The 2,875-nt window shown below is 57.6% G+C and carries 3 protein-coding genes; all 3 read left to right on the plus strand.

The window, feature by feature from the left end; all coding sequences use genetic code 11:
* A partial coding sequence (locus tag QD357_RS31665; RefSeq protein WP_414125929.1) for a sugar phosphate isomerase/epimerase family protein occupies window positions 1–657 on the plus strand: 657 nt, incomplete at its 5' end.
* A 21-nt stretch (window positions 658–678) separates the two neighbouring features.
* Window positions 679–1,671: a dihydroxyacetone kinase subunit DhaK gene (locus QD357_RS31670; RefSeq protein ID WP_414125931.1), complete on the plus strand. Its 993-nt coding sequence runs from the start codon at window positions 679–681 to the stop codon at window positions 1,669–1,671.
* A 10-nt stretch (window positions 1,672–1,681) separates the two neighbouring features.
* Window positions 1,682–2,323, plus strand: a complete 642-nt coding sequence (dhaL, locus tag QD357_RS31675; protein ID WP_414125932.1) for a dihydroxyacetone kinase subunit DhaL — start codon at window positions 1,682–1,684, stop codon at window positions 2,321–2,323.
* Window positions 2,324–2,875: the final 552 nt, after the last annotated feature.

Consider the following 2,875-nt stretch of genomic DNA (forward strand, 5'->3'; position numbering starts at 1 on the left):
GGGCTCTTGTGTCATGCAATGTCGTCGCACATCGACCTCGGTTTCGAAGATTCGGTCGAAGTGTTCACGGGCCGCATGGCATTCGCCGCGGCGATTGGAGCCAAAGTTATTGCGACCAACGCGGCCGCCCGACAAAGAGAGGCAACATTCCGTCGCAACGTCGAAACCATACTGAGAAGAGCGGAAGCCTTTGATATCATCGTTGGCCTGGAAAACCCAGGAGACGGCAGCGATAGCCTGATCAACACCGCGCGGGACGGTATTTCTCTTGTTGAGGAATTCGGATCGCCCTTTCTAAAGCTAAATTACGACGCTGCAAACACGGCGTCACATCGACCGGACATGGACGATCTCGCAGGTGATGGAATCCTGGCGCTGCCGGAATCGGCGCACGCCCATATCAAGGATGTCCGTGAAACCGACGAAGGTTGGTTTTTCTGCGATATCGGCGACGGCAAGGTCGGGTGCGAGCGCCTCCTGGCTGCAATCGCAAAGCTCGACAGCCTCCCGGTCAGTATTGAACTTCCCTTGAGACTGCATCGCAATCGGCAGGCGCAGCCCGTTCGCCGCCAAGATCCCGTGCCGCTGTCAACGATCGAGGACTCGCTGGGTCGGTCGCTCAAGGTCGTCCGGCGAGCGCTCAACCACAATCAATGACCGTGTCTKGAGGAGGACGCAGTGCAACGTTTTGTAAACAACCRCGATGAKGTCGTGGAAGATACCATCAGGGGCTTTGTGAAGGCACACCKAGACATCGTGCGCCTCGCCGAAAACCAACGCGTGGTGACGGCGATTGACCGGCCCGCGCAAGGAAAAGTGGGTGTCGTAACTGGAGGTGGCTCCGGACACGAGCCTGCCTTCATTGGCTATATAGGCCGCAACATGCTCGACGCGGTCGCGGTCGGCGAGCTGTTTTCGTCGCCAACGGCAAAGAGCTTTCATGATGCCATACGCGAAGCGAATGGTGGAAACGGCGTCGTTGTCCTCTACGGAAATTATGCCGGAGACAACATGAACGTGAAAATGGCGATGAAACTCGCCGCGAAGGACGGCATCGAGGTTGCCACGGTGGTTGCGAACGATGACGTGTGCTCCGCCTCCGCCGAGGAGCGGGAGAAGCGCCGAGGCGTTGCCGGAGAGATCTTCATGTGGAAGGTCGGCGGAGCGAAAGCGTCGATGGGCGCCAGCCTATCCGAKGTTCGTGACGCAGCGCAGAAGGCCATCGACAATTGCCGCTCGGTCGGTGTCKGATTGGGGCCGTGCACTCTTCCAGCGGTCGGACATCMGAACTTCCAGATCGAGCCTGGCACCATTGAAGTCGGTATCGGCCATCACGGCGAGCCGGGCGTGCGAGTAGAAGCGCTCAAGAGCGCATCAGAGGTCGCCAAGGATATGTGCCAGATCGTGCTGGATGATCATGATCTCGGCTCGGGGACAGAAGTGGCCGTACTGGTATCTGGCCTTGGCGCGACACCGCTGAACGAACTTTACATTCTCTTCGACACAGTCGAGGAGGAAATCTCCGGCCGCGGCCTMAGGATCCACAAAGCGTATGTTGGTAACTACTTCACGTCTCTTGAGATGGTTGGAGCGACTTTGACGGTCATGGCGCTCGATGAAGAGCTAAAGTCGCTACTGGAGGTCGAGGTTCGCTGCGCGGCGACGCTTTAAGGAGGGAACAATGCAAAAAATGAATAACGCGGCAGCCGGAGAAATCGTAGTCTCCATKGCAAGAGCGATCATCGATAACCGCGCCTACCTCAGCGAGATCGACGGCAAGATTGGCGACGGCKATCACGGAATAAATATKGCGAAAGGTTTCGGTTTAGTGGCCKACCGGATACGCGGCAAGGAGCTATCGCTCGCAAAAGCGCTTGAGACCCTCGGAACAGTCCTGATGACCGAGATCGGCGGATCTATGGGTCCGCTTTACGGTGTGATGTTCACCGAGTTTGCCCAGCAGATCGATCAGGTCGACCAGATCGACAACAAGACGTTCAGCCGAATGCTGCATGCTGGCTTGACGGGTATTCAACAAATTGGTTCGGCCAAAGTCGGCGACAAGACATTGCTTGACACGTTGGTGCCTGCTGTTGAAGCTTTTGACAATGCGACATCAGAAGGGAAATCCTTCGACGAGGCATTGGAACTCCTCGTTGCGGCAGCCGAAAGTGGCCGCGATTCGACGGTGAACTTGATCGCGCGGATCGGCCGAGCCAGCAGGCTGGGCGAACGATCGCTCGGCGTGCTGGATGCTGGTGCGACGTCTTGCGCGCTGATCCTCAAGGTGTTGTCTGAGGGAACCCGTAATAGGCTTCAATAGTGTCATCGCTTCTTGAGCGTGATCATAGTGAGAACCGAAGTGATGCCGAGCTTAAGGGGAAGCCAATCCAGAGTGCCGCTCGGTTATTGATGTGAAACGCGCCGCGATAAAAATCCGGCAACAGTCCTCCGTGTACCGCCCGAGGGTGGACACCCGTTTTCGCGGCCATCCGGGAATCAAATTTAGCGGACAGATTGGGTCGGCGGCGAACTATGCATTAGGTCTCCKGGCACCATCGCTCTCGCTTGCAGGGTCGGGTTCCGCAAACCGCGAAAGGCACGACTCATCGCAACTTAGGCGGTGCCACGACTGAAGCTGACGCGACATTCGGTCACGCGGCGACGCAGAGTCCTTCGCTCAGCCAACACCTGACCCGCTAAATMGAAGACACGAGTAATCGGCCTGCGGGCAGCGACGACCTGGCACGAAGCTCGAAAATCGTGCGTCGAACGGTGGCCCAAACGGAAGCAAGCCAATCCCGCTTGTCTGTGATGGMGTCCTGGCCCGGTTCCGGATCTTCCACGATCAACCCATAAAGGGTCCGCTAGCAAG

This window comes from Rhizobium sp. BR 317 (assembly GCF_047445835.1).
Lineage (GTDB): Bacteria > Pseudomonadota > Alphaproteobacteria > Rhizobiales > Rhizobiaceae > Rhizobium > Rhizobium paranaense.